Raw genomic sequence first — 26,405 nt, forward strand, 5'->3', positions numbered from 1 at the left:
AAATGCTTACTTGACAACCCTGGACATCTAGGGTTGTTTTGTTTTATATGCCATGAGATATCTTAGCCTGCTTTTATTGACTTTCCTTGTCGGATGTCATCTTGAACCGCGACAGCTCACCGTGAAGGAACAGCTTCTTGAGAACATCGATTCACTGGAAACGGAAATCGTCACGTTGCGCGATCTCGTCGAAAAGAACGGATCCCAGTCCGGACTGCAAAAGCAATTCACGGGCTGTCGCACATTGTACAAGCATTGCGAATGGGCCGTCGAATATTTCCAACCGTCTGTCGCCCGCTTCATAAACGGCCCGGCCCTTGACGAGGTAGAAGCGGACGAAAACCGGTTTTTCCCGCCGGCGGGTTTCCAGGTTGTCGAGGAAATGCTGTTTCCGATATACGACAAGGCCAACCAAAATGAGTTGAAGCGGGAAACAGGCGTTCTGCTTTCCAATATCCGACAAATCCGGACTCACTTGCAAGCTGTCGCGATTACCAACGACTATATCGTCGACGCTCTCCAACAGCATCTTTCGCGGATAACGGCATTGGGTATTACGGGTTTTGATTCTCCGGTCGCGCTGTTATCGATACCTGAGACAGCCGAGGCGATGTCTTCCATCAAAAACGTCATCGAGATGTCCGACGTCGGAAAACGCCCCGCCGATCTTGGAAAATTACTCTCCGACGCCTCGCGGTATTGTCGGGAAAATCCAGGTTTCAACTCGTTCGACAGAGCCGCTTTCATCTCCAATTATCTGATTCCGATTGGCAACGCACTCAAGGAATTCAGGGATTCCAACCAGATCGCATCGGTGCCGAGGACAAATGCGATACGATCGTCTGCAGCGACTTTTTTCGATAAGAATGCGTTTGACGTCGATGCTTTTAGCCCATCAAAAGAATACGGGTTCACCAATGAAAAAGCGCAATTGGGAAAAATGCTGTTTTACGACAGCCGCCTTTCCAAAGACCAGGATCGCAGCTGTGCGAGCTGCCATCATCCTGAGAAAGCCTTTACGGACGGATTGGCCGTCAATGTCTCGCTGACCGGATCCAATCTCGTGCGCAACACGCCGACGCTGACGTATTCCGCATTCCAAAATGCGCTTTTTTGGGACTTGCGCCAACCTGATCTCGAAAAACAAAGCGCGGACGTGATTGCCAATAAAGACGAAATGCATGGGGATCTTACGCTGTTTTTGCCCGTCGTAAAAAAAGACGCCAAGTTCAACACCCTGTTTTCCAAAGCGTTTCCCGATGAAAAAGACGTAAAAAACTGGCAGATACAGAACGCCCTGGCGAGTTACATCCGGAGCCTGAACGCTTTCGATTCCAAATTCGACCGTTATGTCCGGGGCGAAAAAACGGCGATGGATCGGGACGAAATTACCGGTATGAATCTCTTTATGGGTAAAGCCAAATGTGCCACTTGCCATTTTACACCTTTGTTCAACGGATCGGTTCCTCCGCGTTATTCGAAAACCGAGCAGGAAGTTCTGGGAACGCCAAAATTTGCGGACGGGAAACAAATCAGCGACGATCCCGGGCGGTTTGCCGTTACCAAAATGCCGCAATTCCTGCACGCCTACAAAACGCCGACGGTTCGCAACGCCGCGGTAACGGCTCCGTATATGCATAACGGCGTCTACAAATCGCTTGAGGAAGTCGTCGATTTTTACGATAAAGGCGGCGGAACCGGGCTCGGATATGATGTACCCAACCAAACGCTCCCAACCGAAAAGCTCAACCTTACCGCGAACGAGAAAAGCCAATTGGTTGCATTTATCAAGGCGCTCACCGATTCGGAGTACATAAAAAATAAACCTGACCTGCGACGGCGGCGTTGACAACCGATTTTGGCGGACGTTGTTGCTTGCCTCAAATAGTAAACGCGAATTCGCGAATTTGCGGCTTTCTTATGGCTGTATATAGCAAGAAATTGTCACGCCTATATTGGAATTCTATTTTGTTTTGACGCGTTTTACCGCCAATAGTGTTTCGTTATCACCGTACACCAATTTGGCACTGATTTGTAAAGAGGAATCTGACAATCGATTTTGGCGGACGTTGTTGCTTGCCTCAAATACTAAAGCCGCGAATTCGCGAATTTGCGGCTTTCTTATTGGCTGTATTTAGCGAGAGATTATACTTCTATACTCGAATCCTATTTTGTTTTGACGCGTTTTCCGCGAATAGGGTTTCGTTATTGGCCGTATACCAATTTGCCTCTGATTTTTAAAGAAGAATCTGACAACCGATTTTGGCGGACGTTGTTGCTTGCCTCAAGTACTAAAGCCGCGAATTCGCGAATTCGCGGCTTTCTTATTGGTTGTATTTAGCGAGAGATTATACTTCTATACTCGAATCCTATTTTGTTTTGACGCGTTTTACCGCCAATAGTGTTTCGTTATCACCGTACACCAATTTGCCTCTGATTTTTGAAGAGGAATCTGACAACCGATTTTGGCGGACGTTGTTGCTTGCCTCAAATACTAAAGCCGCAAATTCGCGAATTTGCGGCTTTAGTATGGCTGTATATAGCAAGAAATTGTCACGCCTATATTGGAATTCTATTTTGGTTTGACGTTTTACCGCCGATAGTGTTTCGTTATCAGCCGTACACCAATTTGACTCTGATTTGTAAAGAGGAATCTGACAATCGATTTTGGCGGACGTTGTTGCTTGCCTCAAATAGTAAACGCGAATTCGCGAATTTGCGGCTTTCTTATGGCTGTATATATCAAGAAATTGTCACGCCTATATTGGAATTCTATTTTGTTTTGACCCGTTTTACCGCCGATAGTGTTTCGTTATCACCGTACACCAATTTGGCACTGATTTGTAAAGAGAAATCTGTCAACCGATTTACCGAACGTTGTTGCTTGCCTCAAATACTAAAGCCGCGAATTCACGAATTTGCGGCGTTGGTATTGGCTGTATCCTGTTCCGCCCCAATTATCTAATTATGTAATTTTCTAATTTTCTAATTGTCTAATTATCTAATTATCTAATTGTTTAATCAAGCGACAACGTAATCTGCCCTTCGTCATCGATTTCCGTGTCCGGTGCTTCTCCTAAAACAATTTCCGGTTCGGGAATTTCTTCTACAGGGGCGTCGTAAGGCAACGGCTCCAAGAGATTGACCTGCTTGAGTTTGTCGCTAGTCAGTTGGTTGCCGAGCGCCTTAAAGCCTTTGACGGCAATAAAACTTTCGATGTCGATCGTCTGGTTTTCCTTCTGCACGCCTTTAACCTTGGCAAATATGATTTCGGCAACCGGGCGATAATCCGTGGAAACGATCTCGAGTTGGGAATTCGGATGTTCCGTTATAAAACTGTCCTCTTTATTTTCGTTCTCTACAAGGAAACGTTTTACGAAGTAGCGCTCTTTTTCCCCATCGAAGTAAACCGCGGAAACCGGTTTGTTCGGAATCCATTTTTCGAGGATGATCATGTCTTGGTCGAAGTGTGTCGACAAATCCGGAATGATGACCTTGAGTTTGCCCGATGATGAGATCACGAGCAATTTATCGGTCGGACGGAATTCGCCCAAAAGTTCGCCTCGCCCGTCGGTATTCAAACGCTGGACGGTGTCGTCAAACCAGATTTTCCTCGGCAGAAGCGTCGAAATCCCTTTTTCCTTGAGCTCGATTTTCTTGATTGGATACTTGGAAACCGTGTTGCCTCGGGAATTTCTACCCTTGATGGCCATATCGGCGAAATCGAGGTCGAACTTGAGCTTTTTGATGGTTCCGATCTGTCGCAAAATCACCGTAATCACTTCGGCTTCACCGTTCGGGTTTACCGAAAAATACAACACCATCGAACCGGCTTTTTCCTGTGTGAGGTCGTACATTTTGTCGCGCGTCACGCCCGAAACGTTGAAGCGCTTGATATAACTCGAGCCCGATTTCCCGTCGCGGTAGACCATATTGTAGATCGTGCGCTTGTCATTCTTGTCGAAAACCGCCGCGTGTATGATGTCCTTTCCGATGAATTTCTTGTCGTCGACTTTCGTGATCATCATGTTCCCGTCGCGCAGGAACACGATCACGTCGTCAATGTCCGAGCAATCGCCTATATATTCGTCTTTTTTGAGACCCGTCCCGATGAAACCTTCTTCGCGATTGACGTATAGTTTCGTGTTGCGCAATACCACTTTCGTCGCCTCGATATTGTCGAATGAACGCAATTCGGTTTGGCGTTCGCGCCCTTTGCCGTATTTTTCCTTCAGTTTCGTAAAAAACGCGATCGCGAAATCGACGATATGTTCCAGATGATGCTTTACCTGGGCGATTTCACCTTCGAGCGCCTCAAGTTTTTCCTGGGCTTTGTCGATGTCGAACTTGGAGATGCGCTTGATCCGGATTTCCGTCAAGCGGACGATATCCTCATCAGTGACTGCACGCCTCAAATGTTTCGTGAACGGCTTCAAACCTTGGTCAATCGCGCGGATCACGCCTTCCCAGGTTTCTTCCTCTTCGATCAGACGATAAATCCTGTTTTCGATGAAAATGCGTTCAAGCGACAGGAAATGCCATTGTTCCTCGAGTTCGTCGAGCTGGATTTCGAGTTCGGCTTTGAGCAATTCGACGGTGCGATGCGTCGAAACCCTAAGCATTTCAGAAACGCCCACGAACCGCGGACTGTGGTTCTCGATCACGCATCCCAAAGGTGCCACGGACGTCTCGCAAGCCGTAAAAGCGAACAGGGCATCGATCGTCTTATCAGGCGAAACACCCGGAAACAAATGGATCAGGATTTCGACTTCGGCAGCCGTGTTGTCCTCGATTTTCTTGATCTTGATCTTGCCTTTGTCATTGGCTTTCAAAATCGAATCGATAAGGGACGAGGTGTTTGTCGAAAACGGAATTTGCGTAATGACGAGCGTATTTTTGTCGAGCTGGGAAATTTTCGCCCGGACACGCACACGACCGCCGCGCATTCCGTCATTGTAGTTGGAAACATCGGCGATTCCCTGTGTCGGGAAATCAGGATACAACGTAAAAGGTTTGTTCTTCAGGATCTTTATCGAAGCATCGATGAGCTCGTTGAAATTGTGCGGCAACACTTTCGTGGACAAGCCGACGGCGATTCCTTCAGCGCCCTGGGCGAGCAACAACGGGAACTTGACCGGAAGGTTTACGGGCTCGTTGCGGCGTCCGTCATAAGATGCCTGCCATTGCGTGATTTTCGGGCTGTAAAGGACATCGTGGGCAAATTTGGTAAGACGCGCCTCTATGTAACGAGAAGCGGCGGCTCCGTCTCCCGTGAGAATGTTTCCCCAGTTTCCCTGGGTGTCGATAAGCAAATCCTTTTGCCCGATCTGCACGATCGCATCCCCAATCGACGCGTCCCCGTGCGGATGGTATTGCATCGTATGCCCCACGATGTTCGCCACCTTGTTGTAGCGGCCATCGTCGAGTTCGCGCATCGAGTGCATGATGCGACGCTGGACCGGTTTGAAACCGTCTTCTATCGCAGGAACGGCCCGTTCGAGAATTACGTAAGACGCGTAGTCGAGAAACCAATCCTTGTACATTCCGGTGACTTTGGTGATCGTGTCCTCGGGATTGGCTTCGTGCGTATCGAAAAAGTGGGCGCTTTCCGCAGACGAAGCATCGTGGGACAAACTCTCGGAGGAATGCTCGTCAGGAGTTGGTTCGATGTCGTCGAAATTGTCGTCTTCGGGAATGTTGTTTTCTTCGTCTTCTTGCATTGTTGGGTGCCTGAGTGCCTGAGAACCTGAGTGCGTAAAAAAGCGAAACCGATAATCTGGCGATATTTTAGTGTTCTTTTGGAACGTAAATTTTGTTTTTTGTAACCAACCGCAGCCCGGATGCGAGCGGCTATCCTTTCGACAGCGCCTTTAGCTGGCGAAAGATAATAGCGGGCAGCCGGATATGTCTGCCGCAAATTTTAAAAAAATGACTAAACAAATGTGATAGTTCAGGACAGTTAAGACGTCTGCATTACGTGGTTCTCAACTATTCTGAACTGTTCAAACCTGCTTCAAATTGCCCAATTTCCAAATTATCTAATTACTTAATTTTCTATTTTCTAATTACCTAATTTTCCAATTTCCAAATTACTTTTCCACCACATCCAATTCCACTTTCAAATTCCGGATGATAAATTCCTGCCGATCGGGCGTATTCTTGCCCATGTAGAATTCCAACAGCGATTCGATCGTCGTGGCGCGGTCGAGCATCACGGGATCGAGCCGGATGTCGGCTCCGATAAAATGCACGAACTCATCAGGGGAAATCTCTCCTAGTCCCTTGAATCGCGTGATCTCGGGTTTTGGCTTGAGCTTTTCTATCGCGGCGACGCGTTCCTCCTCGGAATAGCAATAAATGGTTTCTTTCTTGTTCCGGACGCGGAACAACGGCGTCTGCAAAATATACAAATGCCCTTCCTTGATGAGTTCCGGGAAGAATTGCAGGAAAAACGTAATGAGCAACAGCCGGATGTGCATGCCGTCAACGTCCGCGTCCGTGGCGATCACGATGTTGTTGTAGCGCAAATCTTCCATGCTTTCCTCAATGTTCAGAGCGGCTTGCAACAAATTGAATTCTTCGTTTTCGTATACGATCTTTTTGGACATTCCGTACGAGTTCAATGGCTTTCCACGCAGCGAAAAAACGGCTTGGGTGTTGACGTTGCGCGATTTCGTGATGGAACCTGATGCAGAATCTCCTTCCGTGATAAAAAGCGTACTTTCGAGGCTCAACGGATTCTTCGTGTCAGGCAAATGCACGCGACAATCGCGCAGTTTCTTGTTGTGAAGGCTTGCTTTTTTGGCGCGATCCCTGGCGAGTTTGCGAATGCCTGAAAGTTCTTTTCGCTCGCGTTCGGCCTGGAGGATCTTGCGCAATAAAGCATCTGCCGTCTCAGGATTTTTGTGCAGGAAATTGTCGAGGTTTGTCTTGATGAAATCGTTGATGAAGGTGCGCACCGACGGCAGTTCGGGCCCCATTTCGGTGGAACCCAGTTTCGTCTTCGTCTGGGATTCGAAAACCGGTTCCATGACCTTAACGGATATGGCCCCGACAATCGATTTGCGGATGTCGCTCGGCTCAAAACCTTTGTTGTAAAATTCGCGCACAGTCTTGACGACGGCTTCGCGATAGGCGTTCAGGTGGGTTCCGCCCTGGGTCGTGTTTTGTCCGTTGACGAACGAATGGTATTCTTCTGAATATTGAGTTTTTGAGTGCGTCATCGCGATCTCGATATCGTCCGCCTTGAGGTGGATGACCGGATAGACCATGTCCTCCTGTTGCATGTCTTCTTCGAGCAAGTCCTTGAGCCCGTTGTCTGACGAATATTTCTCGCCATTGTAGTAAATCGTAAGCCCCGTGTTCAGATAACAATAGTTCTTGAGCATCCGGATGACGTACTCGTTGCGGAACTTGAAATTCTTGAAGATCGCTTCGTCCGGAATGAAAATCACTTTGGTGCCGCGGCGTTTCGTGGTTTCGATCAGGTCTTCCTCAAGCGTAAGCTCGCCGGCCGAAAATTCCGCGGCTTTTTGTTTGTCGTCACGTACTGATTCCACTCTGAAATGGGACGACAATGCATTCACGGCCTTGGTTCCGACGCCGTTCAACCCGACGGATTTCTTGAACGCAAGCGAGTCGTATTTTCCGCCCGTATTCATCTTGGAAACCACGTCGATGACTTTACCCAAAGGAATGCCCCGACCATAATCGCGAACCGAGACCTGCTTATCGCGGATCGATACCTCAATGGTCTTGCCCGCGTTCATAACGAATTCGTCTATGCAGTTGTCGATGACCTCTTTGAGCAGAATATAGATCCCGTCGTCCGGAGACGAGCCGTCCCCAAGTTTCCCGATGTACATGCCGGGACGCATGCGGATATGCTCCTTCCAGTCGAGGGAACGGATATTGCCTTCGTCGTAATTGGTCAATTCAGCCATTGCGGGGAGATCAGTTTTGTGCTAATATAATTCTATTGCGCGCGCGGGGAAAGCCACGGCGTCTAAAGTTATTAAGAATGATATTGACAGAATGGCGTTCGGCGCGCGGCGAGCGAAGCGAGCCGCCAAACGCCCAGCAAATCTAAAAAAATTCGCAAATCCGCGGCAAAAACCAAAACCCGCGGCGCAGCGAAGCGGAGCCGCCAAACGCCTAGCACTTAATTTCCTTAATGCCCTTAATGGTTTTAACACAATACAGCGAGCGAAGCGAGCCGCCAAACGCCAGCAAATCGAAAAAATTCGTGCACCATCGGCAAAAAACCAAAACCCGCGGCGCAGCGAAGCGGAGCCGCAAAACGTACAGCAATCTAAAAAACTTCGCGAATCCGCGGCAAAAAACCAAAACCCGCGGCGCAGCGAAGCGGAGCCGCCAAACGCCCAGCACTTAACTTCCTTAATGCCCTTAATGGTTTTAACACAATACAGCGAGCGAAGCGAGCCGCCAAACGTCCAGCACTTAATATTCTTAACGGTTTAACACTGTGCAGCGAGCGAAGCGAGCCGCCACACGTCCTACGATTTCATCCTCAAGACTTCCTGATCCTGTACGTCGCCACCGACTCCTGATCGACAAAAATTGTAAGGAAACCAGACGCCCCTTTCTCCAACGCCACCTCAAATTCCGCCACATTGCCCTTTCGCGTCAACTGAGCAAAACGAATTTTCCCATCGCTGCTCACCGCATAGGCCACCTTATCCGAACGCAGGTTTTCTATCTTGAACGGAATGACATGATTATTTGGCAACGTCCCGGATTTTGGAAACGCGATCCTGAAATCAGCCTCAATGTATTCACCGGAAAAAAGCGGCAAAGACGCGAACTCTTCGGCGGTTTTGTCAGCGGGCAGCCACTTGGGTTCATCAGGGAAATGATTTAGGAAAAACAGGTTCGGATCTGTGAAAAAATACCCTTCATTGAACTTGTTGACAAATTTTCCGGTTGCAGTACTCACCGAACCTGAGCCCCATGTCACGTCGATCATTTGCCATTTGCCGTCAATGCGCACGGCGTTCCAGATATGGTCGGCGGAAGTAGGCAACTTTCCGATATGCGTCGGATGGGATTTGGACGTACCCGGAATCGCGATCGCCTCAAGCCCGACAAGCTTTGCAACCCTGTCATACAACGCTGTATAACCACGGCAGACTCCCTTTTTAGACTTCAGCGTCCGACTGGCCAGCTCAAGATTGTATTGTTGCAATTTGCGCTCCTTCTCTTCCGGTGTCCGATAAGAAAATGCAACTTTACCACCTTGGTTCGATCGCAGTTCGACTAGATCATAGCGCACGTTTTTGGCGATCCAGGTATAAACTGCCCGTGCTTTTTCAATATCGGAAGTAAAATCGGAATTGATCCTGTCGGCCAATTTTTCGGGAGATGCGAAATTGTTCGGGTAAGCACTTACCTTGCTGTCTACCGAAGCGAAATCCTGGGCCGACATCGAAGTTGTGGTTAACGCAATTATCAATAAAATGAATTGGGAAAAAAATGGAAATTTCATACGCGCCGTCCTGCAACATGTTTGCCACAAACCGTTAACGCCCTGATAAAGTTTTTAGTATGTCATTGGTAATGATGCAAAATTCCGGTATCGGTCAACGACCAGAGCGCGGCTTTCTGATTTCCGGCCTTGAGGCAGTTGTTAGCCCAGGCGTTGCAGGTGTAAAACAAGTTATATTTTCCGTGGGCTTTGAAAAACAAGTCGTGATCGCCATAAGACGCGTCCGGAATCAACACCGGTTTCCCGTTTTCAAGAAAGAATTGCGACTCGGCGAACGCGACCATCTTCTGATATTCCGATTTGCTGACCATCACCTTGACGCAGCGCCCCGATTCCTTTACCTCGTGGTGGAACGTCGCATGCATGAGACCTGTGCCCATCCAGAACGCGGCCTTGAACGCCGTGCTGGCCTTAAGATCGCTCCATTGGGGCGTATTGAGGTAAAAATCGTGGTCGCCCCAGCCTATCCCGACATATTGAAACGTTGAATCCTTTGAAACGGTCTGGGCCGGATGTACCCAAGGCGTCCAGTCTTTGTAGACCGTTTTTATCGGAAAAACGATGTCGGTGTGAACGCCGTTGGATTTGATGTAGATTGCCACGTCCTGAGAGGCATTCTGGTCTTTGGAATTAACGGGAATCCGCGAAAGCGAAAACATCACGACCAAATAGGCGACGAGGAATGCCGCGATATATTTGAGGATTTTTAAAAGGTAACGGCTGATCTTCCTAACGTTCGGCATCCGACTTGAATTTTGCAATTTTCCCGCCCAACTCCAAATCGAGTGCCACGCTTTTGATTTTGCCCGCCTCCTGATCAAAATTTTCATAAAACAACGGAAGCGAGAACGTTTCCTTCACTTCCATCCCGAAACGGGACAGGTTCGACGCCGCCAACTCAAGCACGCCTTTCCCTCCTCTCTGGCCCGGGGATGCAGCCATAAGCAGCGTCGGTTTGTGACCAAAAACGTCTTTGCGGATGCGCGAGGCCCAATCGAATGTGTTTTTGAAAGCGGTAGAATACGTGCCGTTGTTTTCCGGCAGCGAAATTACCAGCACATCGGCAGCATCGATCATATCGAGGAATTTCTGAGCGGTCGGATGTGCGCCGACCTCCTTCTCCAGATCGACTCCAAACAATGGCATCTCGAAGTCGCGCATGCTGTAAATTTTCGTCTGGCTTTCGCCGAAAAGGTTAACCGCATAGGTCACGAGACGCTTGTTTATTGAAGTTGTGGAATTGGAGCCCGAAAAAGCGAAAATCTTCATTTTTTTGTTTTTGGCAATGATAACGATTTCCACACAGATTCGCACTATCGCGGGGCGTTTGCCAATTGTCTTGATATTCCTATTTTTAAGCAAACCAGGACAGCATGATTTATTATACAGAAAAACCGTTGAGCCTCGTAATCGAGGTTTTGCAGGAAAGAGGCTATACAGAAGATTTCAACCTGCTCGAAGAGGGAATCACCTATAAGGAAAACAACGCGCCGATTGACCTGTCGGAACTTGTGATCGACAAAACTTACCGGTTTACGGGCTTTAACGACCTCGACGACGAAGCGATCCTGTATGCCATCCACAACAAAGCCGACGGCGCCAAAGGCATTTTCGTAAACGGCTACGGCACCTATGCCGACCCAAAGGCAAATGCCATAATCGACAAGATTGCGGTTAACGACGACGGACAGGATTGGGCAAAATAAAAAAGCACGCCAAACCTGACGTGCCTTTTATATCGCTAGCGTATATTTGAAGCTTAGACGTTGAATCGGAAATGCATCACATCTCCGTCTTTTACTATGTATTCCTTTCCTTCGACGCGTAGTTTCCCGGCTTCCTTTACTTTGGCTTCCGACCCGAACTGCACGTAATCGTTATACGCGATGACTTCGGCACGGATGAATCCTTTTTCGAAATCAGTGTGGATCACGCTCGCGGCTTTTGGGGCCGTATCGCCGATATTGATCGTCCAAGCGCGAACTTCTTTCACACCAGCGGTAAAATAGGTTTGTTGGTTCAGCAATTTATACGCGGCGCGGATAAGCACCGACGCACCTGGCTCGGCAAGACCGACATCTTCAAGGAACATCTTGCGTTCTTCGTAGGTCTCGAGTTCGGTAATGTCAGCTTCCGTACCGACCGCCAACACAATGACTTCGGCCTGCTCGTCCTTCACCATTTCGCGTACTTTTTCAACGTAGGCATTTCCGGAAACGGCTGAGCCTTCATCCACATTGCAAACATAAAGCACCGGTTTTGTGGTAATCAATTGGAAGTCTTCCATCAAAGCGATCTCTTCTTCGTTTGCCGGAACAACCGTACGCGCCGATTTCGCCTGAAGCAACGCCTCCCGGATTTTGTTGAGCAATCCTTGTTCGGTTTGCGCTTCTTTATTGCCGGTTTTCGCAGCGCGGCTCACTTTCTCAAGACGTTTCTCTACTGTTTCCAAGTCTTTGAGTTGGAGTTCGATATCAATGGTCTCCTTATCCCGGATAGGATTCACATTGCCGTCTACGTGTACGATATTGTCGTTGTCGAAGCAGCGCAAGACGTGGATGATCGCATTACACTCCCGGATGTTGCCGAGGAACTGGTTCCCCAGGCCTTCCCCTTTGCTCGCACCTTTGACCAATCCGGCAATGTCGACGATATCAACCGTTGCAGGAACCACTCGTTCAGGATTGACGAGTTCTTCCAGTTTCTCAAGACGGGGATCCGGAACGTTCACGACGCCGATATTGGGTTCTATCGTACAGAACGGAAAATTGGCACTTTGCGCCTTCGCATTCGACAAACAGTTGAAAAGGGTTGATTTTCCTACGTTAGGCAATCCGACGATTCCTGCTTTCATGGTGTATATATTTCAAAAAGTGCGCAAATATACGCATATAATCGGGCAAATGCCAATTATATAAAAGGCGCTCAGAATTGTATAATGGCCGCCCTGACACTATCGCTAACTTTGTAACCATAAAACAACAAGACACGATTATGAGAACAACAATCTTTACAATAGCAACAGCTTTTTTCGCCTTGGCGGTCCAGGCTCAGCAAGTGCAGAAAGAATCCACTACGACAGTTACTACCGTTAAAGATTCAGATGGGGAACGCAAACTCGTCAAGACACAGGAACAGGTAGCGACCCAACAATTGCAGTTCCAGGACGGAGAATCCAAAGCGCTTAACAAAGACCTTGCAAGTACTCCAACCCAGGTAATGTCTACCACTACGGTAACCGCACCTGATGGAACCACTCGGGTTGTGGACGTAGACCGCTCGGCGTTTTACACATCTGGCTCGAATAAATACCAGGTACGACTTGACAATGTAGGTTATTCGGTAATGGATGGAAGCAAAAGATCCGCCGTACTCCGCAACCTCGGGCCAAACGCCTATATCTATTCCGCCAAAGGAAAAACCGCTCACGCTTATTTCGACAAAAACGGAAATATGGTGGTAAGCACTTACGATCCGAAAACGGATAAGATCACAACCGAAACCTATACGAAGAACTAAACTTCTTAGCAGTCACTATATACCACAAAAAATCCCGGAGTCAACACTTCGGGATTTTTTTATTTCCTCGACGGAGGCGTTCATCAACATTCGTCAACTTAAATGAGTCTGAGCGCCGATACACGCAATTACTCATTGTGCAGAAACGCCTGGCGGTTGAGCAGCGTTTCATCGCTTTCTACGCGATCGACGTCAGGCACGCAGCAATCTACCGGACAAACCGCAGCGCATTGCGGCTCTTCGTGGAAACCTTTGCACTCGGTGCATTTTCCCGGAACGATATAATAAATGTCGTCGGAGATAGGCGTTTGCGCGTCATCGGCGTCAACTTCTTCCCCATTCGGGAGGATCACTTTTCCGCGAAGCGAAGTGCCGTCCTTGTAACGCCAGTCGTCGGCTCCTTCGTAAATCGCGGTATTCGGACATTCCGGCTCGCAAGCCCCGCAGTTGATGCATTCGTCTGTTATGATAATGGCCATTTCTATTGTTGTTTTGAAACCGACGTTCGACATTTGGCGTTCGACGTTCGACTTAAAGTCCTACTTTTGTGCAAAATTACGCCAAAACTCGGTTTACGCAAAACTATTATGACAGCTTTAGAGAAAAAGGACGCATTCATAAAACTCGGCAATTTCCTGAGACAATTCGCTACCGATGAACCTATTAAGGACGATTCGGTTGTAAACAACGCCGATTTCTTCGACGCTTTCGCCGATCTCATCGAACTTTCCCAATCCCACAACGGTTGGTACACGCCCGAACAAGTGCGATTCGCAGCGGCTTCCTGGGCCGAATCGCTGACAGATACCAACCTTTCAAAATGGCTATCGAACTATGATTTACCTGATGTGCAACCCAAAACCGTAGGGCTCATTTTGGCCGGGAACATTCCGTTGGTCGGGTTTCACGATTTCCTTTCGGTACTTCTCAGCGGCCACAAGGCGCTTGTAAAACTTTCGTCCAACGATCAGAAGCTGTTGCCATTTCTCGCCAAATACCTCGTTTCGGTGTCGCCTGCGCTTTCCGGCTTCATCGAATTTACCGATGGAAAACTCGAAGGTTTCGACGCCGTCATCGCTACGGGAAGCAATAACACAGCTCGCTATTTCGAGTATTATTTCAAGGACAAGCCAAGCATCATCCGCAAGAACCGCAATTCGGTGGCGGTGCTTACGGGATCGGAATCGAAACAACAACTCGAGGCGCTGGGCGAAGACATTTTCCGTTATTTCGGATTGGGATGCCGCAACGTGTCCAAATTATTCGTTCCCCGCGGATATGATTTCACGCCATTTTTTGAAGCGATGTTCGCACAGCAAGACGTCATCAAATACGAGAAATACGCCAACAATTACGATTACAACAAGGCGGTTTTCCTGATGAGCAACTTCAAATTGCTCGACAACGGATTTTTGACCATAAAGGAAGATTCTTCGTACGCATCCCCTATCTCGAGCGTCTTTTATGAATTTTACGACGATGTTTCGGATGTCGTCAAAAAACTCAATCAGGATGCCGATCAAATCCAATGCGTCGTTTCGGCCGGTCTAACGGATGACAGCGTCGCTTTCGGACAAACCCAAAAACCCAATCTTGGGGACTACGCAGACAATGTCGATACGATGGATTTTTTGATCGCGCTGTAGTTGCATGCACAGCTACTACAACGTTTTCTGTTGATAAGATGGGTTAATTATTGATAAAAACCGTCCGTGTTTCGCAATCTGTTTCCGAAATTTGCTGAAATTTTTCCCAAACAGATGAAAAAACATAACTATAGCGCCGGGCCGTCGATCCTTCCGCAGGAAGTTTTGGAAAAAGCCGCGGCCGCCGTGCTCGATTTCAACAATTCGGGTTTATCGCTTATCGAAATCTCGCATCGAAGCAAGGATTTTGTCGCGGTTATGGAAGAGGCGCGGGCGCTGGCTCTCGAACTTTTGGGACTTCAGGGCAAGGGCTATCAGGCATTGTTTCTACACGGTGGTGCGAGCCTGGAATTCTTAATGGTTCCCTACAACCTCATGACCAAGGCCGGGAAAGCTGCCTATCTCGATACTGGAACCTGGGCCGCCGGAGCGATCAAGGAAGCAAAATCGTTTGGGGAAACCGTGGTCGTGGCTTCGTCAAAGCCTGAAAACTACAACCACATCCCAAAAAATTATTCGATTCCTTCTGACGCCGATTATTTCCATTGCACGTCGAACAATACCATTTTCGGTACGCAGATGAACGCTTTCCCGGATCTCGAAATTCCGATGGTTTGCGACATGAGTTCGGATATTTTCTCGCGCCAACTGGATTTCTCGAAATTCGGGTTGATTTACGGCGGCGCCCAGAAAAACATGGGTCCTGCCGGCGTGACACTCGTCGTGGTCAGGGAAGATATTTTGGGCAAGACGGGTCGAACCATCCCGAACATGCTCAACTTACAGCAACATATCGAAAAAGAAAGCATGTACAATACGCCTCCGGTTTTTGCTACGTACACGTCTCTCCTGACGCTGCAATGGCTTATAAACCTGGGCGGAATCGCTGAAATCGAAAAGCGAAACTACGCCAAAGCGGAACTGCTTTATTCGGAAATTGACCGCAACCCGTTGTTCAAAGGAACCGCGGCAATCGAAGACCGGTCGAAAATGAACGTGACGTTCTTACTGGAAGACGAAAGCCTGAACGGGAAGTTCGATGCTGCCTGGAAAGCAGCCGGAATTTCTGGGTTGGCGGGGCATCGCTCCGTTGGCGGGTACCGCGCCTCGATCTATAACGCCATGCCGATTGAAAGCGTACAGGTTTTGGTCGATGTCATGAAAGAAACGGAACGTTCGGCGTAAGAAGACGAATTGCGGCCGCGATAGCAGCGGCATCCTTTTGAGCGCTTCTTTAGCGGTCAAAAGATAGAGCGGATAGCGCGAAATGCCCGCCAAAAAACAAAAACCAAACTTCACGAATCGATTCAATTGAGCGCCTGAAGCCATTGGCCGAATGTTGCCAAACAACGATTCAAAAACGAACAGTAAAATGAAAATTCTAGCCAATGACGGTATCTCAAAAGCCGGACAAACCGCTCTCGAGAACGCCGGATTTGAGGTCATCACCAGCAAAGTCGCCCAGGAACAGGTGGCCAATTTCATCAATACCCACAAGGTCGACGTGATCTTGGTGCGTTCGGCGACGAAGGTCCGAAAGGATATCATCGACAATTGCCCGAGCCTGAAAATCATCGGGCGCGGCGGTGTCGGGATGGACAACATCGACGTAGATTATGCGCGTTCCAAAGGGTTGCAGGTGATCAATACGCCGGCTTCTTCTTCGGAATCTGTGGCCGAATTGGTGTTCGCCCATTTGTTTACAGGCGTGCGCTTCCTTCACGATGCCAATCGCAACATGCCACTTGAAGGCGATTCGAATTTTGAGGGTTTGAAAAAGGCATATGCGTCTGGAACGGAATTGCGCGGCAAGACGCTGGGAATCATTGGTTTCGGGAGAATCGGCCGTGCCGTGGCCAAGATCGGGCTCGGACTAGGCATGCGCGTGATCGCATCGGATAAATTTGTCGGAAATGCGGAAATCAAAGTCGATTTCTACAACGGACAGTTCATCAACGTCGATATCGTGACCGAACCCATAGAGGACATTTTGCGACATTCGGATTTCGTTTCGTTGCACGTTCCTTCCCAGGACGGCTATGTGATCGGCGAGGCGGAATTCGAAGCGATGAAAGATGGGGCGGCCATCATCAATGCCTCGCGCGGAGGCGTGATCGACGAGGTGGCGCTCATCAACGCATTGGACGACGGGAAAATCTCGTTTGCGGGTCTTGATGTCTTCGAAAACGAGCCGACTCCTGCCATTCAGGTTTTGATGCATCCGAAAGTGTCGCTCACACCTCATATCGGCGCGGCAACGAACGAAGCCCAGGATCGCATCGGTACGGAATTGGCGGAACAAATCATCGGATTGCTCAAACCCGGAACGAACTGATTGTAGCCCAAACGCTATAAGGCCGCTTCGTGCGGCTTTTTTTGTGTCGTTACCCAGCGGATCCCGTCTCGCTTTTGAAGTGTTTCGGTTGTGTTTTTTGTAAGGATTTCTGGGACGAAGTCTTCCCGGTGCGTGCCGTTTTTGTGATACAGTCTCTCGGTCGGGATCTGGAAGCCGATTTGGGTCTGCGACAACCGGAATCCGTGCCGCCTCCGGGCGTTTCGGTAAGGTCGAGTACGAGATTTTTGGTTCCGATTAAAGAATCGAGGGCCTGATCAAATTGCGCGATCAATTCGTTGCGCCCGAGCGAGTTGTTGATTTTGATGTAAGCCGTATCAGAATTACAACATTCCGCAGTCGAGCAGTGTCCCGTAGGATTTCGGATTGAATTCGTCCAGAAAAAATCGCGGGTTTTCTTGTTCTCGATCGTGGTAATTTTTCGTTTGACGTCGTGGGTTCCGGCAAACAGCATGTCGAGGGCGCATTGCAGCATTCGCGGAGAATGAACGGTTGTAAACTTCGGCAGAAATTGCTGGATTTGGTCGGCGACTGGCTTTCCGTTGAAATGGTGGACGCGCATTCCGATTTTAATCCCGCAACGCTCGGGGCCGAAACCTTTGCGAAGGTCCGTTACGATATAATTCCCATCGATGTATTCAACGTACATATCCTGTCCTGACGGGATCAACCTGTTGGAATCCTGCAAATTGGTATTTAGGGAAACGTGGCCGTTGTGAAACTCGTGCAACACGTTTTCGAGCGATCGGATAAAATCCCGGTCGTTGGCAACATTATTTATCTTAGGACGGTATATCGACTTGACTTTGTCCCAGTCTATGTTTTGCTGTTTGAAATACGCATAATTGTCGTTGATATAAAACCGGAATTCATCAAAATCTTTTTCGTAACGGCTTTGCGCCTGGGTGATCAACGACAGCAGAAACAATGGTATGAACAGTAATGCCTGTAAGAAAATTGCGGTTTCATATCGAGCAATACTACTAAAAAGTTTGCATTCCGGATTCCTGGTAAAAGAAACGTTAAGCCGTTCCAACCCTCGCGTCGCATTGCGTATCTTTATAAGGAAAATCACAAACAATGAAACAACTACTTGCATTTGCTGTGCTTTTCGTAAGCGTCATCGCCTGTTCGACCCAACAGCCGACCACGTCTTCACCTGAAGCCAGAACGAAAAAAGAGGTCGCCTCTTCCAAAAGCGACACCATCCGGATTGCCAACGACTCGCTCGAATACGAAATCCTGATCATCGATCCCGGTTTCAACAGCTGGATGCTGACCAACGGTCGCGATCGAGGGTTTTACTCCCAATCTTATCTCGAAGGCCGGAATATTCCGTGGGTGACAGAATGGAATATCAGGGCGCGTTCGCCGCGAAATTTCCAGGGCGACCTTTACACCATGGAAATCGACTATCGTCCGGGCATCAATTATGGATACGAAGTAAATTACCTGTTGTTCAACTACCTTACCTATTTTCAACTCACGAAAGACCAACGACTCGGCGGACCGATACCGCGGTTATAAAATTTCGGTTTTGGCAAAGTATTCGTACTTTTGGGCCATATCCCTTCCGAATGAAAAAACTCAAGGAACGTTGGGGAATCACGTCAGGATTCCAGCTTACCGTCATATTTATCGTTTTTGCGCTTACAGGATCGACCTCGGCATACCTGTCCAAGCCGATACTGGGCTGGATGGGACTTGAAAAAGAAGCGGTTTCGGCATGGATCTATTACCCGCTTTACATCATCCTGATTTTTCCCGTCTACCAGGTCTTACTTATCGCCTACGGGACGATTTTCGGGCAGTTTAAATTCTTTTGGGCGTTCGAAAAGAAGATGCTAAAAGGCGTCGGACTTGGATTTTTGTTCAGCGAAAAAAAAAACGCCCGTGATTGACGGACGTTTTGGTGACTATTTCTTTTTAAGCAGATACGTATAGCACCACATCAGCGTAAAGCTCGGCACGATATCGGTAAATGGAATGATTTCTTCCAAAAAGGAGAACACACCCGCGATTTTCCCTGTAGTTCCCTTGTAAAGACGTGCCATCAGGATTGCCGATAAAGGCGCCCAGATCACGTCTCCAAACTCCCCGATGAACGGGAGCGAAAAAGACAACATGCCTATCGCATCAAAAAGGACGCTCAACATCAAATCGCGCGTCCTGTTATCCCGTGCGGCCTCAGCCCCGGGCAATCCTAATTTCTCTTTCACCATCTCGTTCACGAATAAAGCCATATTATTTTTGATGTTTCAGCTGCGCCTTGTACTTCTCCCTGACCTTTTCGACTTTCGGTGTGATCACAAAAGAACAGTACGGCTGCTGTTTGTTTTGGGCGTAATAATTTTGATGATAATCCTCGGCCGGATAAAACGTCGGCGCTTTGGTCACTTTGGTCACAACTTTCTTGCCAAAGCCGTAAGTTGATTCCTTTTCAAGTTCCTGGATGTAAGCTTCAGACAACTCTTTTTGAGCCGCGGTATGGTAAAATATCTCGCTCCTGTATTGGGTCCCGACGTCATTTCCCTGTCGGTTCAGCGTCGTAGGATCGTGGGTTGCGAAAAAGATCTCGAGCAATTCCCCGAAATCCAACTTTTTCGGATCGTACGTAATCTGGACCGCTTCCGCATGCCCCGTGTCTCCGGAGCTGACTTCGTTATAAGTTGGGTTTACGGTCTTACCGCCAATATAGCCGGAAACAACGCTTTTCACGCCATCGATTTCCAGGAAAACCGCTTCGGTACACCAAAAACAGCCGCCACCGAACGTAGCGGTCTCCAAACCCTGCTGTTCGCTGAGTTCAATGGATTTGCTGTGGTTCTCCTGCGCTTTTTGTTGTTTTTCCTTGGCCATGCACGAGAAGAAAACGGCCAACATCGGTAAAAAAATCAATTTTTTCATAGTAATGTTTAGGAATGCAAAATTACGCTGAAAATCGTGGTTTGGATTTGACGTTAACGCAAGTTTATTTGTTGTTGAGTACGCTTCGCCTCGCCCGGACACGTCTCGTCTGTCATCCGCTAATTTGCTAATTGCACCATCCGCTAATTATCTAATTCGCTAATTCGCTAATTCGCTAATTAGTTCGTTTCTTTGCCAAAAGCCATCCCGATGATACAAGCCCGCAACATCCAAAAATATTACGACCAGCTGCACGTTCTCAAGGGCGTTGATCTTTCGATCGAAAAAGGAGAAGTGATATCGGTTGTCGGAGCCTCGGGCGCGGGAAAGACGACATTGTTGCAAATCTTAGGGACGCTTGACAAGCCGTTCAGACAGGAAGGAACGTCGCTCGTGATCGACGGACAGGACGTCCTGTCAATGAACGATGCCTCGCTTTCGCGTTTCCGGAATCTTCACCTCGGTTTTATCTTCCAGTTCCATCAGCTATTGCCAGAGTTCAACGCGCTGGAGAATGTCTGCATTCCTGGCTTCATCGCCAAACGCAACCGGACCGAAGTCGAGAACGACGCTAAAAAGTTACTCGATTACCTCGGATTGTCGCATCGTATTTCGCACAAGCCAAGCGAATTGTCCGGAGGAGAACAACAACGCGTTGCCGTGGCCCGCGCCATGGTGAACAAGCCGTCGGTAATTTTTGCGGACGAGCCTTCCGGAAATCTCGACACCCAATCGGCGGATAATCTCCACAAACTTTTTTTCGACCTTCGCAATGAATTGGGCCAAACCTTCGTGATCGTGACGCACAACGAGGAACTTGCCGATATGGCAGACCGAAAACTCGTCATGAGCGACGGTCTAATCATTTCCTGAGATGTTGCTCATTGCCCTGACCTTCGTCTACATGGTCTTTACGACCGTCAATTTCGGGGCTTGCGTGAATTCACTTTTTAAGACGAGGACTTCAGATGTCGCGATAATGGGCATGCTCGGTCTTTTCGGGATAACGATGTTTACTTCCGCCTGGGCCATTTTCTGGCGCGTAAACTGGGAATTTCACATCGCCTTGCTCGCAGCCAACATCGTTCTTTTTTTCGTGTTCCGCAATGCGGTGGTCGCCGTTTACCGACTGTTCCGCATCCGGCTCGGCAAACTCCCTGAAAGCCTCAGGTTACTTTTGCTCGTCAATTGCCTGCTGATTCTTTTTAAATCGGCATCGGCTCCGTTTGTTCCCGATAACGAATCCTATTATATCCAGACCGTAAAATGGCTCAACGAGTTCGGTCTTTTCAAAGGTTTAGGCAACCTGCATATTTTTCTGTCCCAAATGAGCGGCTGGCACATTGGCCAAAGCGCGTTCAGTTTTTCGTTCCTTTATCCGAATTTTAACGATCTCAGTGGTTTTTGCCTGCTGCTTGCCAACGTTTATGCGATCTTCCGGCTGCACGATTATTTCGTCAGCGGTTCCAAGGTTGCCCTGATCATGGGCGTCTTTCCGATGGCCAACGTGTTTTTTCTCCAATTCACGGCAGCGCCATCGCCCGACATTCCGATTTTCGTGCTTACCTTCATGGTGATCGATATTTTTTTCTGCCACTTCGAAAACCCGTCGCGGTCCAACTTCAACTTACTGGCTATCTTGGTACTTTTCGCTCTTTACATCAAAATCACTGCAGTTGCCATCGCCATTTTTCCAATTTATTTGCTTGCGACCCAATTCAGGCATTTACTGTCCAAACGCATGGTGTCGGTCGGGATCGGCGTGCTCGGATTGTTTGTGATACGCAATATGATCACGAGTGGCGTGCCGCTTTTCCCGTTGCCTTATGATTTCGGATTCCATCCTGATTTCGCAATTCCAAAGCACATCGCTGCCTATTTTTTTACCGAAAGCCGTCCCTACTCTTATGGTTTGACCGCGGCGCAATTCGAAGCGATGCCGTTTTACGAAATATTTTGGCATTGGTTGCGGATGCCGAAACTCCACGGATTCTTTAACGTCGTCGCAGTGGCTCTCATCCTGATAAGCCCAATGCTGATCGTACGCTTTTTCAACATACGGCCAATGTGGATCGCCTATTGCGCCATGACGATCCAATTGTCACTGCTGCTTTTCCTCTCTCCCCAATACCGTTTCTTTGTGAATTTCATTCTGTTTTTCGGGATTTTTGGCGTCACGTCCATCGTTTTCAAAAGTCGTTCGATCGTGGGAGTGTCGGCGGTTTTCAGCATGCTTTCGGCTATCGTCGTTTTTGTTCCGATGAGGCTTGGAGCCGTTACTGATAACCATCTTACGTCCCAAACGCCGGCATTCGAGTGGAAACGGATGTTGTTTCCACATCCGAATTCGAGGTCGGACGGTAATTTCCAAAAAATCCGAAATGGCAACCTCGACTATTTTTCGCCTGTAAATGATGATTTTTTCTGGAAAACCGCCGACGGTCCGTTGCCGTGCGTAAATAAAGATCAAATCCGATTTTTTGAGCGGCGTTTCGGTGTGCGTCCGCAATTGAAGGGAACAAAGTTGGCCGACGGTTTTGTGTCCGACACTGTCCGATAATTGGCATTGATGAAGCGAATGCCTATTTTTGTATCAGAAATGACACCCATGACGTTTGACGAGCTGAAATCCTTCCTGGACGAAAAATCCGACCTCTATAACAATCCCAACTTCATCGAATCCGACCCGATACAGATTCCGCACGCTTTTTCGCTAAAGGAAGATATCGAGATCGCGGCATTCCTTTGCGCTACCATCGCTTGGGGCAACCGGAAATCGGTAATTGCCAATTCCCGCAAAATGATGGCGTTGATGGGCGATTCTCCATACGATTTCGCAATGTCGCACTCCGAACGCGACCTGGAAAAGTGTGACGGTTTCGTGCATCGGACGTTCAATTCCGTCGATCTCAGAACCTTTCTCGCCGGGCTCAGGCACATTTACCAGAACCACGGCGGCATGGAGGCTATTTTTACCGCACATGCAAACGATCTGCAAAGCGGCATAGTTGAATTCAAAAAGCGTTTTTTCGAGATTCCCCACCAAGTGCGCACCCAAAAACACATTTCCGACCCGTTGCAGGGAAGCGCCGCAAAACGTATTCACATGATGCTGCGGTGGCTCGTTCGACAGGACAACAAAGGCGTCGACCTCGGGATTTGGAAAGGTATTTCGCCTGGTTCGCTCTCGTGCCCGCTCGACGTGCATTCCGGAAACATCGCGCGAAAATTGGGAATCCTGAGCCGAAAGCAAAACGACGCGAAAGCGGTTTTGGAACTCGACACGAAATTGCGGCAATTTGATGCGAACGACCCGGTCAAATACGATTTCGCTCTTTTCGGGCTTGGTGTGTTCGAAGGATTTGCAAATGACGGAAGCGAGGGTAAGTCTTAATTAGGAGATTTTGCTTGTATAGTTTTAACGTTAATGGCAGATTTTCTGTAGTGGTGCGATTTTAAAAACGCGTAAATTCACCACGGGTGGGGCCGGGGAATGCCGCAAACGGGAAATCGGTCGTATCCAAGGCCAATAATTCGATGGATTCGCCATTCAGTAGCCGATAATCTAGCCATCAAAAAATGAAACTCCACATAAAAAATATGGTCTGCGACCGTTGTAAAATGGTTGTCCGCGATGCACTCGAACAACACGGATTGACGCCTCTAGCCGTGAGTCTGGGCGAAGTGGAGCTTTCCGGAAGATTGTCGGACGCTCAAAAATCCGAAATAGGTACTTCGCTCAAAAAACTTGGTTTCGAAATCATAGATGATAAAAAACTTCGCACGGCCGAAAAAATAAAAACCTTGATCATTTCGCTCGTGCATCAACAGGAAACGGCACTGAAAGTCAAACTTTCGGATTTTCTCGCCTCGGAACTGAAACAGGATTACAGCGCGCTAAGCAATCTGTTTTCACAACAAACGGGCAACACGATCGAGCGATTCCATATCCTGCAAAAAATCGAACGCGCCAAAGAACTTTTGCAATACGACGAACTCAACCTCGCCGAGATCGCGTCGGAACTTCGCTATAGCGACCCATCCCATTTTACGCGACAATTCAAAAAAGTGACCGGTGTGACGCCTAGTGAGTTTAAAGCTTCCCAATCTGCACGAACGCCGCTCAACCGACTGTAATTGGGCCGGATTCTTCCAAAGTTGTGCAAGCCTGATGCGCTGATTATCCCGAAATTTGCAGGACAAACCACATATCATGACCCATACCTATCATATTTCAGGAATGACCTGTTCGGGATGCGAATTCAAGGTCAAAAGCCGTTTGCTGCAAGTGGATGGAATCACGGCCGCAGACGTTTCCCTTGAAAACGAACAGGCAACGCTTTCGATGAACGCGCACATCGAAATTTCCAAGCTGCAACAAGCATTGGGAACCGATGGAAAGTACACGATTTCTGCAGATCCTAACAATCAAGCTTCCGAAGCCCCAAGAAGCTGGTTCGAAACGTACCGCCCGATTTTGTTTATTTTCGCCTATATCTCAGCCATTAGCTTGTTGGCGCAACTGGAAAACAGCGCTTTCGATCGGATGCAGTTCATGCGTCACTTCATGGCTGGATTCTTCCTGACGTTCTCTTTCTTCAAAATGCTCAACCTGAAAGGTTTTGCCCAAAGCTATGTTATGTACGACGTGATTGCGCGTGCAATTCCGGCCTGGGCATACCTTTACGCGTTTGTGGAGCTCGGTTTAGGGATTGCCTATCTCGTCGATTTCAGTCCGATCGCAACCAATCTCGTTACGTTCGTCGTCATGTCGTTGAGCATTATAGGCGTATTGAAGACGGTGCTGGATAAGAAAACGATACAGTGCGCCTGTCTGGGAGCGGTTTTCAACCTTCCGATGAGCACCGTGACCATCATCGAGGACGGCCTTATGATCGCGATGAGTGGCTGGATGCTTTGGACGTTATTGTAAAAATCCTGGCAGGCTCACTCGCGCGAGGCGTTATTGGCTTTTAACATTAACGGCAGATTTCATGTACTGGACATAAAGTGGAAGTCCTTAAATTCACCACGGGTGGGGCCGGGGAATGCCGTAAACTTCCTATCGGGATGCGGAACCGTCAGTTACGTGGCGCCGTCACTCAATAAACCCTATCTTTGCAAAAAAAATCAGATGGCCTTCGAACAGTTCAACCTCCCGAAATCTTTGCAAAAAGCGATTGACGACCTCGGTTTCGATCAACCTACGCCGATTCAGGAGAAAGCGTTTCCCGTCATCATGTCCGGGCGCGACATGATGGGAATTGCCCAAACCGGGACAGGAAAAACGTTCGCTTATTTGCTGCCGCTGTTCAAACTCTACAAATTTACGCCCACCGAGACGCCAAAAATCGTCATTCTCGTTCCTACGCGCGAATTGGTCGTGCAGGTTGTGGAAGAAGTTGAAAAGCTTACCAAATACATGTCGGTTCGCGCGTTGGGAATTTACGGAGGCGTCAACATCAATACCCAAAAAACCTCGGTTTATCAAGGAATCGATGTTCTCGTCGGCACGCCGGGACGCGTCATGGACCTTGCATTGGACAACGTCCTGAGGTTCGACGAGACGCAAAAGCTCGTCATCGATGAATTCGACGAGATGCTCAACCTCGGTTTCCGTCCCCAGATTACCTCCATCCTGGCAATGATGAAGACCAAGCGGCAAAATATCCTTTTTTCGGCTACGATGACGGACGATGTAGACGAAGTCCTCAACGATTATTTCGACTTTCCTGAGGAAATTACGCTTGCTCCCTCGGGAACGCCTCTCGAAAAAATCGAGCAATTGTCGTATTCCGTCCCGAATTTCAACACCAAAGTGAACTTGCTCAAACAGCTGCTTCAAACCGACGAAAGCATGGAGCGCGTGTTGGTTTTCGTCAATAACAAGAAGATTGCCGACATGTTGCACGAAAAGGTCGACGAGGATTTCGAGGGACAATTCGGGATCATCCATTCGAACAAGTCACAAAACTACCGCTTGCATACGATGGCCGATTTCCAGGAAGGAAAACTCCGCGGGTTGATTACCACCGACGTCATGGCGCGCGGTCTCGACATCCGGAACATTACCCATGTCATCAATTTCGAGATGCCCGAGCTTCCCGAGCAATACATGCACAGGATCGGACGTACCGGACGTGCCGACGCGAGCGGCATTGCCATTTCTATGGTTGCCCCGAGGGAAGAAGACATCAAAATCGAAGCTGAAATGCTGATGGACCGCGAAATCGACCAACTCGAATTGCCATCTGAAGTCGAAATCTCCACCTTGCTCATCGGACCGGAGAAAGAAAAGGAAAAAATAAAATTCCTGCTCAAGAAACCGAAACTTGACGGAGGTGCTTCCCATCACGAAAAATCGGCTAAGAACAAAAAAATCAACCTCGGCGGACCCGGAAAGACCAAGAAAAAAACGGGATCGGTCAACAGAGGGTTGTTGCGTGCCCAGGCAGCGAAGAAGAAAAAAAAGTAA

Annotated in this window: 25 protein-coding genes; 15 read left to right on the forward strand and 10 right to left on the reverse strand. The window is 48.5% G+C overall.

What is annotated here, in order from left to right; all coding sequences use genetic code 11:
- Positions 1 to 52: 52 nt before the first annotated feature.
- Positions 53 to 1,849 (forward strand): cytochrome-c peroxidase, encoded by a 1,797-nt coding sequence (locus HC229_RS03075; RefSeq protein ID WP_191018962.1) that lies wholly within the window; start codon positions 53 to 55, stop codon positions 1,847 to 1,849.
- 1,168 nt (positions 1,850 to 3,017) lie between these two features.
- Here HC229_RS03075 and HC229_RS03080 read toward each other — a convergent pair.
- Both HC229_RS03080 and HC229_RS03085 read right to left on the reverse strand, forming a co-directional pair.
- Positions 3,018 to 5,720 (reverse strand): DNA gyrase/topoisomerase IV subunit A, encoded by a 2,703-nt coding sequence (locus HC229_RS03080; RefSeq protein WP_191018963.1) that lies wholly within the window; start codon positions 5,718 to 5,720, stop codon positions 3,018 to 3,020.
- A gap of 369 nt (positions 5,721 to 6,089) precedes the next feature.
- Positions 6,090 to 7,943, reverse strand: a complete 1,854-nt coding sequence (locus tag HC229_RS03085) for a DNA topoisomerase IV subunit B (protein WP_191018964.1) — start codon at positions 7,941 to 7,943, stop codon at positions 6,090 to 6,092.
- A 91-nt stretch (positions 7,944 to 8,034) separates the two neighbouring features.
- Between HC229_RS03085 and HC229_RS03090 the strand changes: the two genes are divergently transcribed.
- The gene (locus HC229_RS03090; protein WP_191018965.1) at positions 8,035 to 8,481 is read left to right on the forward strand and encodes a hypothetical protein; all 447 of its coding nucleotides are present in this window, start codon (positions 8,035 to 8,037) and stop codon (positions 8,479 to 8,481) included.
- A gap of 49 nt (positions 8,482 to 8,530) precedes the next feature.
- On the opposite strand, the gene HC229_RS03095 is transcribed toward HC229_RS03090, so the two are convergent.
- From HC229_RS03095 to HC229_RS03105, 3 genes are all read right to left on the reverse strand, one after another.
- Positions 8,531 to 9,472 (reverse strand): transglutaminase domain-containing protein, encoded by a 942-nt coding sequence (locus HC229_RS03095; protein ID WP_191018966.1) that lies wholly within the window; start codon positions 9,470 to 9,472, stop codon positions 8,531 to 8,533.
- A 95-nt stretch (positions 9,473 to 9,567) separates the two neighbouring features.
- A complete protein-coding gene (locus tag HC229_RS03100; RefSeq protein ID WP_191018967.1) occupies positions 9,568 to 10,248 on the reverse strand; it encodes a TIGR02117 family protein in 681 nt (226 codons plus the stop codon).
- Positions 10,235 to 10,774, reverse strand: coding sequence for an NADPH-dependent FMN reductase (locus tag HC229_RS03105; RefSeq protein ID WP_191018968.1), 540 nt, complete (start codon positions 10,772 to 10,774; stop codon positions 10,235 to 10,237). The genes HC229_RS03100 and HC229_RS03105 overlap by 14 nt, the downstream gene beginning before the upstream one ends.
- Positions 10,775 to 10,878: 104 nt before the next feature.
- Between HC229_RS03105 and HC229_RS03110 the strand changes: the two genes are divergently transcribed.
- Positions 10,879 to 11,211, forward strand: coding sequence for a hypothetical protein (locus tag HC229_RS03110; RefSeq protein ID WP_223845502.1), 333 nt, complete (start codon positions 10,879 to 10,881; stop codon positions 11,209 to 11,211).
- 53 nt (positions 11,212 to 11,264) lie between these two features.
- On the opposite strand, the gene ychF is transcribed toward HC229_RS03110, so the two are convergent.
- A complete protein-coding gene (gene ychF, locus HC229_RS03115; RefSeq protein WP_191018969.1) occupies positions 11,265 to 12,359 on the reverse strand; it encodes a redox-regulated ATPase YchF in 1,095 nt (364 codons plus the stop codon).
- A 140-nt stretch (positions 12,360 to 12,499) separates the two neighbouring features.
- Here ychF and HC229_RS03120 point away from each other — a divergent pair, with 140 nt between their 5' ends.
- Positions 12,500 to 13,024, forward strand: coding sequence for a hypothetical protein (locus HC229_RS03120; RefSeq protein ID WP_191018970.1), 525 nt, complete (start codon positions 12,500 to 12,502; stop codon positions 13,022 to 13,024).
- Positions 13,025 to 13,152: 128 nt separating this feature from the next.
- On the opposite strand, the gene HC229_RS03125 is transcribed toward HC229_RS03120, so the two are convergent.
- Complete coding sequence (locus HC229_RS03125; protein WP_191018971.1) at positions 13,153 to 13,503, reverse strand: 4Fe-4S dicluster domain-containing protein; 351 nt, start codon at positions 13,501 to 13,503, stop codon at positions 13,153 to 13,155.
- 108 nt (positions 13,504 to 13,611) lie between these two features.
- On the opposite strand from HC229_RS03125, the gene HC229_RS03130 reads away from it, so the two are divergent.
- The 3 genes from HC229_RS03130 (at position 13,612) to HC229_RS03140 (ending at position 17,005) form a co-directional block, all read left to right on the forward strand.
- On the forward strand, positions 13,612 to 14,670 hold the full coding sequence (locus HC229_RS03130) for an acyl-CoA reductase (RefSeq protein WP_191018972.1): 1,059 nt from the start codon (positions 13,612 to 13,614) through the stop codon (positions 14,668 to 14,670).
- A 114-nt stretch (positions 14,671 to 14,784) separates the two neighbouring features.
- Positions 14,785 to 15,855 carry a 3-phosphoserine/phosphohydroxythreonine transaminase gene (gene serC / locus HC229_RS03135; RefSeq protein ID WP_191018973.1) on the forward strand — a complete coding sequence of 357 codons (1,071 nt, stop codon included), beginning with the start codon at positions 14,785 to 14,787 and terminating at the stop codon, positions 15,853 to 15,855.
- A 187-nt stretch (positions 15,856 to 16,042) separates the two neighbouring features.
- Positions 16,043 to 17,005, forward strand: a complete 963-nt coding sequence (locus HC229_RS03140; RefSeq protein WP_191018974.1) for a D-2-hydroxyacid dehydrogenase — start codon at positions 16,043 to 16,045, stop codon at positions 17,003 to 17,005.
- Positions 17,006 to 17,054: 49 nt separating this feature from the next.
- Here the strand turns inward: HC229_RS03140 and HC229_RS03145 are convergent, their stop codons facing one another.
- The gene (locus HC229_RS03145; protein WP_223845503.1) at positions 17,055 to 18,122 is read right to left on the reverse strand and encodes a hypothetical protein; all 1,068 of its coding nucleotides are present in this window, start codon (positions 18,120 to 18,122) and stop codon (positions 17,055 to 17,057) included.
- Between HC229_RS03145 and HC229_RS03150 the strand changes: the two genes are divergently transcribed.
- Positions 18,104 to 18,550, forward strand: a complete 447-nt coding sequence (locus HC229_RS03150; protein ID WP_223845504.1) for a DUF6146 family protein — start codon at positions 18,104 to 18,106, stop codon at positions 18,548 to 18,550. The two genes, HC229_RS03145 and HC229_RS03150, sit on opposite strands and share 19 nt — an antisense overlap.
- A gap of 50 nt (positions 18,551 to 18,600) precedes the next feature.
- Positions 18,601 to 18,924 (forward strand): DUF6787 family protein, encoded by a 324-nt coding sequence (locus tag HC229_RS03155; protein WP_191018975.1) that lies wholly within the window; start codon positions 18,601 to 18,603, stop codon positions 18,922 to 18,924.
- A gap of 15 nt (positions 18,925 to 18,939) precedes the next feature.
- Here the strand turns inward: HC229_RS03155 and HC229_RS03160 are convergent, their stop codons facing one another.
- Both HC229_RS03160 and msrA read right to left on the reverse strand, forming a co-directional pair.
- Positions 18,940 to 19,179 carry a hypothetical protein gene (locus HC229_RS03160; RefSeq protein WP_408610245.1) on the reverse strand — a complete coding sequence of 80 codons (240 nt, stop codon included), beginning with the start codon at positions 19,177 to 19,179 and terminating at the stop codon, positions 18,940 to 18,942.
- Positions 19,180 to 19,267: 88 nt separating this feature from the next.
- Positions 19,268 to 19,930 carry a peptide-methionine (S)-S-oxide reductase MsrA gene (msrA, locus tag HC229_RS03165; RefSeq protein ID WP_191018976.1) on the reverse strand — a complete coding sequence of 221 codons (663 nt, stop codon included), beginning with the start codon at positions 19,928 to 19,930 and terminating at the stop codon, positions 19,268 to 19,270.
- Between the two features lie 210 nt (positions 19,931 to 20,140).
- Between msrA and HC229_RS03170 the strand changes: the two genes are divergently transcribed.
- The 6 genes from HC229_RS03170 (at position 20,141) to HC229_RS03195 (ending at position 26,405) form a co-directional block, all read left to right on the forward strand.
- Positions 20,141 to 20,803 (forward strand): ABC transporter ATP-binding protein, encoded by a 663-nt coding sequence (locus HC229_RS03170; protein WP_191018977.1) that lies wholly within the window; start codon positions 20,141 to 20,143, stop codon positions 20,801 to 20,803.
- A 1-nt stretch (position 20,804) separates the two neighbouring features.
- Positions 20,805 to 22,490 carry an LIC_10190 family membrane protein gene (locus HC229_RS03175; protein ID WP_191018978.1) on the forward strand — a complete coding sequence of 562 codons (1,686 nt, stop codon included), beginning with the start codon at positions 20,805 to 20,807 and terminating at the stop codon, positions 22,488 to 22,490.
- Positions 22,491 to 22,538: 48 nt separating this feature from the next.
- Complete coding sequence (locus HC229_RS03180) at positions 22,539 to 23,324, forward strand: TIGR02757 family protein (RefSeq protein WP_191019092.1); 786 nt, start codon at positions 22,539 to 22,541, stop codon at positions 23,322 to 23,324.
- Between the two features lie 185 nt (positions 23,325 to 23,509).
- Positions 23,510 to 24,067: an AraC family transcriptional regulator gene (locus tag HC229_RS03185; protein ID WP_191018979.1), complete on the forward strand. Its 558-nt coding sequence runs from the start codon at positions 23,510 to 23,512 to the stop codon at positions 24,065 to 24,067.
- Between the two features lie 76 nt (positions 24,068 to 24,143).
- Positions 24,144 to 24,863 (forward strand): heavy-metal-associated domain-containing protein, encoded by a 720-nt coding sequence (locus HC229_RS03190; RefSeq protein WP_191018980.1) that lies wholly within the window; start codon positions 24,144 to 24,146, stop codon positions 24,861 to 24,863.
- A 201-nt stretch (positions 24,864 to 25,064) separates the two neighbouring features.
- The gene (locus tag HC229_RS03195) at positions 25,065 to 26,405 is read left to right on the forward strand and encodes a DEAD/DEAH box helicase (RefSeq protein ID WP_191018981.1); all 1,341 of its coding nucleotides are present in this window, start codon (positions 25,065 to 25,067) and stop codon (positions 26,403 to 26,405) included.

It is taken from the genome of Flavobacterium selenitireducens, from assembly GCF_014748335.1.
GTDB classification, from domain to species: Bacteria; Bacteroidota; Bacteroidia; order Flavobacteriales; family Flavobacteriaceae; genus Flavobacterium; species Flavobacterium selenitireducens.

What these genes read in the sequence shown, in the direction of transcription:
- HC229_RS03145 (WP_223845503.1), bottom strand. Translation starts at nt 18,122, where the DNA reads ATGCAAGTAGTTGTTTCATTGTTTGTGATTTTCCTTATAAAGATACGC.
- HC229_RS03140 (WP_191018974.1), top strand. Translation starts at nt 16,043, where the DNA reads ATGAAAATTCTAGCCAATGACGGTATCTCAAAAGCCGGACAAACCGCT.
- HC229_RS03100 (WP_191018967.1), bottom strand. Translation starts at nt 10,248, where the DNA reads ATGCCGAACGTTAGGAAGATCAGCCGTTACCTTTTAAAAATCCTCAAA.
- HC229_RS03160 (WP_408610245.1), bottom strand. Translation starts at nt 19,179, where the DNA reads ATGTTGAGCGTCCTTTTTGATGCGATAGGCATGTTGTCTTTTTCGCTC.
- HC229_RS03180 (WP_191019092.1), top strand. Translation starts at nt 22,539, where the DNA reads ATGACGTTTGACGAGCTGAAATCCTTCCTGGACGAAAAATCCGACCTC.
- HC229_RS03195 (WP_191018981.1), top strand. Translation starts at nt 25,065, where the DNA reads ATGGCCTTCGAACAGTTCAACCTCCCGAAATCTTTGCAAAAAGCGATT.
- msrA (WP_191018976.1), bottom strand. Translation starts at nt 19,930, where the DNA reads ATGAAAAAATTGATTTTTTTACCGATGTTGGCCGTTTTCTTCTCGTGC.
- HC229_RS03130 (WP_191018972.1), top strand. Translation starts at nt 13,612, where the DNA reads ATGACAGCTTTAGAGAAAAAGGACGCATTCATAAAACTCGGCAATTTC.
- serC (WP_191018973.1), top strand. Translation starts at nt 14,785, where the DNA reads ATGAAAAAACATAACTATAGCGCCGGGCCGTCGATCCTTCCGCAGGAA.
- HC229_RS03110 (WP_223845502.1), top strand. Translation starts at nt 10,879, where the DNA reads ATGATTTATTATACAGAAAAACCGTTGAGCCTCGTAATCGAGGTTTTG.
- HC229_RS03185 (WP_191018979.1), top strand. Translation starts at nt 23,510, where the DNA reads ATGAAACTCCACATAAAAAATATGGTCTGCGACCGTTGTAAAATGGTT.
- HC229_RS03175 (WP_191018978.1), top strand. Translation starts at nt 20,805, where the DNA reads ATGTTGCTCATTGCCCTGACCTTCGTCTACATGGTCTTTACGACCGTC.
- HC229_RS03190 (WP_191018980.1), top strand. Translation starts at nt 24,144, where the DNA reads ATGACCCATACCTATCATATTTCAGGAATGACCTGTTCGGGATGCGAA.
- HC229_RS03080 (WP_191018963.1), bottom strand. Translation starts at nt 5,720, where the DNA reads ATGCAAGAAGACGAAGAAAACAACATTCCCGAAGACGACAATTTCGAC.
- HC229_RS03155 (WP_191018975.1), top strand. Translation starts at nt 18,601, where the DNA reads ATGAAAAAACTCAAGGAACGTTGGGGAATCACGTCAGGATTCCAGCTT.
- HC229_RS03170 (WP_191018977.1), top strand. Translation starts at nt 20,141, where the DNA reads ATGATACAAGCCCGCAACATCCAAAAATATTACGACCAGCTGCACGTT.
- HC229_RS03090 (WP_191018965.1), top strand. Translation starts at nt 8,035, where the DNA reads ATGGCGTTCGGCGCGCGGCGAGCGAAGCGAGCCGCCAAACGCCCAGCA.
- HC229_RS03120 (WP_191018970.1), top strand. Translation starts at nt 12,500, where the DNA reads ATGAGAACAACAATCTTTACAATAGCAACAGCTTTTTTCGCCTTGGCG.
- HC229_RS03085 (WP_191018964.1), bottom strand. Translation starts at nt 7,943, where the DNA reads ATGGCTGAATTGACCAATTACGACGAAGGCAATATCCGTTCCCTCGAC.
- HC229_RS03105 (WP_191018968.1), bottom strand. Translation starts at nt 10,774, where the DNA reads ATGAAGATTTTCGCTTTTTCGGGCTCCAATTCCACAACTTCAATAAAC.
- HC229_RS03150 (WP_223845504.1), top strand. Translation starts at nt 18,104, where the DNA reads ATGAAACAACTACTTGCATTTGCTGTGCTTTTCGTAAGCGTCATCGCC.
- HC229_RS03125 (WP_191018971.1), bottom strand. Translation starts at nt 13,503, where the DNA reads ATGGCCATTATCATAACAGACGAATGCATCAACTGCGGGGCTTGCGAG.
- ychF (WP_191018969.1), bottom strand. Translation starts at nt 12,359, where the DNA reads ATGAAAGCAGGAATCGTCGGATTGCCTAACGTAGGAAAATCAACCCTT.
- HC229_RS03075 (WP_191018962.1), top strand. Translation starts at nt 53, where the DNA reads ATGAGATATCTTAGCCTGCTTTTATTGACTTTCCTTGTCGGATGTCAT.